Here is a 6,095-nt window from a genome sequence, read left to right as displayed (position 1 = left end):
GCACCGCCAGCCACTGGCCCCAGGCCTGTTCGGCGGATGCCGTCGCGTTGGGCTGGGGCAGGGGGCTGGCGGCGAACAGGGGGAGGTGTCGGGCCAGGCGCGGGTGGTCCTCGCCGATACCCCGATAGCACAGACCGTGCAGGCCCTTGCCCAGGCGCATCGAACGCAATGTGCGGGTGTCCCATTCATGGAGCAGCAGGCCATGGGCATCGGCCAGCCCGAGGATGAACCCGCTGTACTGACTCAGCTCGGCAGCGTCCCAATGCCGTTCGGGGGCTTGCAAGGCGATCAGGGGCAGGTCGCCACGGCTGCGAGGTTCGCCGACTATGCGCTCGGTGCGGTTGACCAGGAAGCTGGCGCGGTGGCTGTCACGGGCCAGTGCCAGCCAGGTGCCACCGGACTGCCGGTCCAGGCCGCCGATGACCTCGGGATGATGCTCGGCCCAGTGCGCCGCAGGAGCCTCCCATGGTCGTTCGACCGATTCGTCGCGCACCATCGCCAGCAGCACGGGCCATTGTCGTGAGAGGCCCACGGCGGCAATAATCGTGCACACCCTCAGGCACTCGCCCGCTTGGCGCCTGGCGCCGAGGCGATGGTTTCGAACGTCACCTGGCCCCGTAGAAGCTTGCGGCAGGTATTGGGCAGAAGCCCGCGTCGGCCGTGCAGCGTGCGCTGGTTGTCGATGATCAGCAGGTCGCCCTTGCGCCAGCGGTGGCTGTACAGGTAAGGGGCGGCGGTCAGGTGCTGTTCCAGCGCCGCGAACCAGGCGGCAGACGCCTGTTCGCTCAGCCCCGGCACGCGCACGTCCCAACTGGCCTTGGCGTCGCTGGCGAACGGCAGGGCGAGATTGAGCGAACGGATGCGGCCGTAGTCGCGGAAGGTGGAGATGGGGTACCAGCCCTCGGGCACCGTGGCAAAGTAACCGCGCTCGAAAGCCAGGTAGTCGAGCTCGCCATGCAGCAGTGGCTCACGCAGCGATGCCGGCATGTCATTCCAGGCCGCGAGTTGGTCACACACCACGGTCGCGCCGTCCTCTTCGATATTCCTGACTTCGGCGGCATACAGGATGATCAGATCGACTTGCGTGCCGAGCAGGATGCCGTCGGTATGCAGCGGCAGGCTGCCACGACCGGTGATGACCTTTTCCTTGTCGTGGGTGCCGTCGAGGTTGAGGATGTCGGCGAAGCCGTAGCCGACCTTGGCCTGGTCCTCGGCGTAGGACACTTTGTCGCCCAGGCTTTCCACGAACTGCCGGAAGCCGTGGGTGTCGAGCTCAAGGTTCTGCAGCAGGGTCACGCCGTGGTCGAGCACGGCCTGACGAACGGCGTTCAGGGGCGTTCCGTCCGGCAGGTGAATGCCCAGGCCGGAAGCGGTGAGAGAGGGGCCACGCAGGTTTCGTGTGCTGGTGAGTGAGTTCAAGGACTGTTCCTTCAGCGATGACGGGCAAGTGATTGCAGTGAGCGGTCGAGTACTTCTTGCGCCTCCAGCGGCGCCAGCGGGGCACGTACCGCCTGATCCAGTAGGGTGACCAGGATCTGCCGATACAGCGCCGCGGCACTGTTGGGCTGGCCAGTGGTGGTATCGATGAATTGCGCCAGGGCGGTGCCCAATCCGTTGCCATGGTGGATGGCGGTCTTCTTGCGCCAGGCGGCCTCCGAGGGTAGCCATTGCTCGGCGGCCAGGCGCAGGTGGCCTTTTTCGCGGCCGCGGGCGGTTTTCACTGAAGGGCAGGTGTCCAGCGCCGTGCGCAGCACCGACGGGTCCCAATAGGGATGGGTCAGTTCGCTGCCGCAGGACTGGGCGGCGAGACTGGTCAGTTCGCTTGAATAGCGGGTCTTGTTGACCTCGATGGCGATACTGCTGCGAATGTCGTCGGCCAGGCCGTCACCGGTGGCGAGCCCCGAGTTGATCAGGTCCGAACCGTAGCCGGTGAAAATCAGCCGACCCTCTTCCAACTGGCGGCAGAATGCGGTGATCGCCACGCCGATCTCCACGGCCACGGCCTGAGGGTGACCGAAGGCGCGGATGGTCTGGGGCAGTGCCAGGAGGATCGATTGCGGATCGAGCTCGACACGGTTCAGCGGGCGACCCAGTGCGTCCGCCAACTGCTGGGCGTCATCGAACTCGTTACCCCAGGGCGTACCGATGCTGAAGGCTTCGAAGTTCGGGCACTGGGCGGCGAGCAGCGCGGCTACCAGCCCGGAGTCGACGCCACCCGAGACCAGCGCGGCCACCTTGCCGGGCCGCCGCAGATGGTCGGTGATGCTCTGCTGTAGCGCGGCGATCTGCGCCTGACCAGCCAGCAGCGGATCGGTGTACCGTGCGCTTTGCGCCGCCAGATGGTCTTGCGCCGTGCCACGTTCGATCCGGGCCTGGCGGCCCTCCATAACGACCTGCAGGACGCTGCTATGGGGCAGCCGGTTGATGCCATGGATACTGGAGCTGTCGTCCAGGCGAACGCCTGCGTCTTCGCGTACGGCCAGCGGGCTGTCGGTCAGGCTCCCCCAGGCGCTGGCCGCCATGAGCAGATCGCTCGACAGGACAAAGTGGCCGTGATGATCCGCGCTCCAGTACAGAGGCGTGACGTTCCGACTGCTGGTCATCACCGTCAGTTGCTGGCCTTGCACGTCGATCCGGTTGTCACTGCCCACGCCCAGGCGTGTAAAGAGTTGCCCCTGTGCATCGATGCAATCCTCGAAGGCGGCTGCCGGCCAGGCCGAGGCGTAGGCATGGAATGCCGATGTGGCCAGGGGGCGCCGGGTGCTTTCAAGCTGTTCGAGGGGGCGACTGGTGATCAGCAACCAGGGTTGTGCGGTCACGAGATGGCCTCCGGACTCGGTTGCACGGAAGACCGGTTCAACACCGTCTTCATCCGACCTTGCGCTTCGCCTGCGGCAAACGCGGCACGATGCGCCTGTTTACCGGCAATGCGGGTTTGTTCCAGGCCGGCGATGAAGTCTCGGTTCAGGTAGGTCTTGGTGTTGCGGAACGCTGCATCGGTGAAAGCGGCGGCGCGGCGCGCCTGCTCCAGGGCGCTGTCGAGCAACTGCCCGTTGTCGACCACGGCATGCAACAGCCCGTCAGCCAGGGCCCGTTGCGCGGGCCACGCGGCGCAGGACATCAGCATGTTCTGCATCAGGCTGCGGCCGATGATTTTCTCAAGCATGAAGCCGCCGAAGGTGCAGGCAATGCCCAGCTCGAACTCGGGCATCTTCAGTACGCAGCGATCACTGCCGATGCGGTAGTCCGCGGTCAGGGCGATCTGCAGGCCGATACCGATGGCGTATCCATCGATGGCGACGATCAGCGGGCGGTTCAGTTGCAGGGCGGCGATGTAGAGGTCGGTGACGTGATCGATCCACACGTCGACCTCGTCTCCCCCGGTGAACGTCGAGGTTTCATGGAAGCTGCCACCGGCTCCGAACGACCGGCCCTCGCCGCTGTGCAACAGCACGGCGCCGACGGCGTCATCGGTGTTCAACTGTTTCAGCAGCCGGGTCAACTGCGCCATCCGGGGCATCGACCACAGGTTGTGCCGGTGCGAGTCGGTGAAGGCCACCACTGCGACGCTGTCCTGGAAGGTGATGTCGAAATCGTAAGTGAGATAATCCTGATTAGAACCTGGCATTGATGGCGTCCCTTGCGACCTTGTGCGAAGTGGTACGTCCGCGCCTGTTACAGGCCGGCGTGACTGCCTAGTCAACAGGGTTTGCCCAGGCCCTAGTACCTCCCGGAACAGGGAGGTTGTTGCACTCCTGATATCTCACTAGATTCTGCGCCCTCTCGAAGGCTGCCTGGTGCAGCTCCCAGATTGCAGGGTTGAACCTACAGGACTGTCGATGTTACCCAGACACCGATTCTCGAAAGAGATCAAGGATCAGATCAAGAAGCTGTACCTATACGACAATTACCATGGCCCCCTGGCGCTGATGCAGAACCTGTTCTGGATCAGCCTGGCCATCTACCTGGGCGAGTTCAGCCCTTGGCTGATACCGCTGGCCATTTTGTTGATCGGTTCCCGGCAGCGGGCACTGGCCACGCTCCTGCATGAGGCGGCACATGGCGCCTTATGCCGTAGCAAGCGGTTGGAGAAGTTTCTGGGGACCTGGCTTTCCGGCTATCTGGTTTTCCAGGGATGGCACAGCTACAAGCGCTCCCATACCTTGGATCACCATCACAAGCTGGGGGATGTCGAGCGTGACCCTGACTACCAGTACTATCGACAGTCCGGAGTGTTCGAGACGAGCTCGACGCTCAGGTTCGCGCTGATGCATCTGGTACGGCCGATGCTGTTTCTGGGGGCGCCCGGGAGCCTGAAATACCTGGTGGTCAATCGATTGATCCGTAGCCCCGGCAAAGGCGAGCTGCTTTCCTTGCTGGCTTGCCATGCGATGCTCGCGTTGTGCCTGACGCTGCTGCTGGGCGCCAAGGGCTACATCCTCTACTGGCTGTTACCTTACCTCACGACGTTCCAGTCTCTGACCTGGTTCATCGAGCTGGCCGAGCATTACCCGATGATCGCCCAGGCCAAGGTTGACCTGCAGGCCACCCGTAACCGTTTCAGCCATCCGATCGAGCACTTTTTCACGGGCATGCACGGAGAGAACTTTCACCTCATCCACCACCTGTTCCCCGCCATTCCGTACTGGAATCTCAAGAAGGCCCACCGTATCCTGCTCGGCGACCCGGCCTATGCCACGACGAATGCGGGGTTTGGTGGGATCTTCATTTCCTCGAACTTTGCCCCGTCGATGTGGGCCGGCATCTTATCGAGCGACAAACCGTCGACAGGGACCGTCATCAATGCAAGCTAATTTCAGCAAGGGCGTGGCCTTTGCACTCTGCGCCGCGGCACTGAACGCCACCATCGGTGTACTCAGCAAAGTACTCATGAGCAACGGCTTCACTGCCAGCAGCGTGGCCGTCATCAAGACCCTCCTGGGCTGCCTGCTGCTCTCGGCCCTGCTGCTGTTTCTCAAGCGCCCGGCATCGACGGCCAAATGGGCCCAGGCGGCGGTTTGCGCGTTTCTCGGCATCTTCGTGCTGTTTCACTTCGAGACTTCCGCCTACCGGCATTACGCGGCAGCCGGCGTGGTGGTGATGCTGATGGCCAGCGCCTCCATTTCGTCGATCCTGTTGGGGCGGATCTTCCTCAAGGATGCCATCACCGCCAACGCGACTGTCGGTGCGGCCCTGGCCATTGCCGGTATCGCGGTGATCTTTGGTGCCGACCTGAGCCAGGGGTTCACCCTGCAGGGCGCGGCGCTGGCGACGGTCGCTGGCTGTGGCTATGGGGCCTTTTCGGTGGCGATGAAGCGCATGGGGGTGTCCGGTGGGCTGCACTTCACTCGCCAACTGCTGTTCTTCGGCGCCCTCTACCTGCTGATGCCGGCGGCGGCCGATGGCTTCATGATCGGCGAGTTGTCGTCGCTGACGATTGCCGCGTTACTGGCCCTGGCCGCCTTGCCAACCATCCTCGGCTTCTTCTGCACCACCAAGGCCATCGAATACCTGAAGCCATCGCAGGTGCAGGCGTTGGAACTGACCGAGCCGCTGTTTGCCGCGTTGCTGGCGTTCGTGGTGCTCAATGAAGTCCCCCGGGAGAGCCTCTACGTGGGGGCGGCACTGATCATCATCGGGTTGTGTTTTTCCAACGAACTGGTCCGTTTGGGCAGGAAAACGCCCGTGCCCACGGGGGCCTGAGCCCTGTCGGGCCTATCGCCCATGCATTGATTTCAATGTGCTATGTCTTTATCTTGTCGGCCCACTCGGTGAGGGGCCGACTCCCCTCATGTGTTGTCTCAGGATGAGAACGCCGTTTGACGGTGTCACAGGGAGAGGGAAGATCGTGCTGGTGATGGATGAGCTGTTACAACTGTGCGAGGCCGAAGGTTGCGACGAGTGGCTGGGCAGGCTGAAGACACTGACCCTCCGGCTGGGCTATTCGAACTACCTGCTGGGCATCAAGCCCGGCCCTGCCGCCACCGACCAGCAAGTGCTGATCCATAGCGATTATCCCGGCGAATGGCGCAAGCGCTACGACGCCAAGGCTTATGCCGCACTGGATCCCATCGTTTATCACTGCCTGAACTCGA

Annotated in this window: 7 protein-coding genes; 3 read left to right on the top strand and 4 right to left on the bottom strand. The window is 63.2% G+C overall.

Annotated elements, in window-relative coordinates; translation table 11 throughout:
* The 4 genes from K675_RS32870 to K675_RS0104855 form a co-directional block, all read right to left on the bottom strand.
* A partial coding sequence (locus tag K675_RS32870; RefSeq protein ID WP_198291613.1) for an NRDE family protein occupies nucleotides 1–532 on the bottom strand: 532 nt, incomplete at its 3' end.
* 23 nt (nucleotides 533–555) lie between these two features.
* Complete coding sequence (locus K675_RS0104865; RefSeq protein WP_017902386.1) at nucleotides 556–1,419, bottom strand: TauD/TfdA family dioxygenase; 864 nt, start codon at nucleotides 1,417–1,419, stop codon at nucleotides 556–558.
* Nucleotides 1,420–1,430: 11 nt separating this feature from the next.
* On the bottom strand, nucleotides 1,431–2,819 hold the full coding sequence (locus K675_RS0104860; protein WP_017902385.1) for an asparagine synthase C-terminal domain-containing protein: 1,389 nt from the start codon (nucleotides 2,817–2,819) through the stop codon (nucleotides 1,431–1,433).
* Nucleotides 2,816–3,628 (bottom strand): enoyl-CoA hydratase/isomerase family protein, encoded by an 813-nt coding sequence (locus K675_RS0104855; RefSeq protein ID WP_017902384.1) that lies wholly within the window; start codon nucleotides 3,626–3,628, stop codon nucleotides 2,816–2,818. The genes K675_RS0104860 and K675_RS0104855 overlap by 4 nt, the downstream gene beginning before the upstream one ends.
* A 211-nt stretch (nucleotides 3,629–3,839) precedes the next feature.
* On the opposite strand from K675_RS0104855, the gene gntB reads away from it, so the two are divergent.
* The 3 genes from gntB to K675_RS0104840 all read left to right on the top strand — a co-directional run.
* Nucleotides 3,840–4,814, top strand: a complete 975-nt coding sequence (gene gntB / locus K675_RS0104850; RefSeq protein ID WP_017902383.1) for a guanitoxin biosynthesis L-arginine gamma (S) hydroxylase — start codon at nucleotides 3,840–3,842, stop codon at nucleotides 4,812–4,814.
* A complete protein-coding gene (locus K675_RS0104845) occupies nucleotides 4,804–5,703 on the top strand; it encodes a DMT family transporter (protein WP_017902382.1) in 900 nt (299 codons plus the stop codon). The genes gntB and K675_RS0104845 overlap by 11 nt, the downstream gene beginning before the upstream one ends.
* A gap of 154 nt (nucleotides 5,704–5,857) precedes the next feature.
* Nucleotides 5,858–6,095, top strand: a 238-nt coding sequence (locus tag K675_RS0104840; protein ID WP_232434396.1) for an autoinducer binding domain-containing protein, incomplete at its 3' end; no start/stop codon positions are given.

The organism is Pseudomonas fuscovaginae SE-1 (genome assembly GCF_000364705.1).
Classification (GTDB): Bacteria; Pseudomonadota; Gammaproteobacteria; order Pseudomonadales; family Pseudomonadaceae; genus Aquipseudomonas; species Aquipseudomonas fuscovaginae_A.
The sequence above is the reverse complement of the archived record's forward strand: the minus strand, read 5'-3'. Positions and strand labels throughout refer to the sequence as shown.

Coding starts and splice junctions, on each gene's coding strand:
- K675_RS0104855 (WP_017902384.1), bottom strand. CDS start 3,628: ATGCCAGGTTCTAATCAGGATTATCTCACTTACGATTTCGACATCACC.
- gntB (WP_017902383.1), top strand. CDS start 3,840: ATGTTACCCAGACACCGATTCTCGAAAGAGATCAAGGATCAGATCAAG.
- K675_RS0104845 (WP_017902382.1), top strand. CDS start 4,804: ATGCAAGCTAATTTCAGCAAGGGCGTGGCCTTTGCACTCTGCGCCGCG.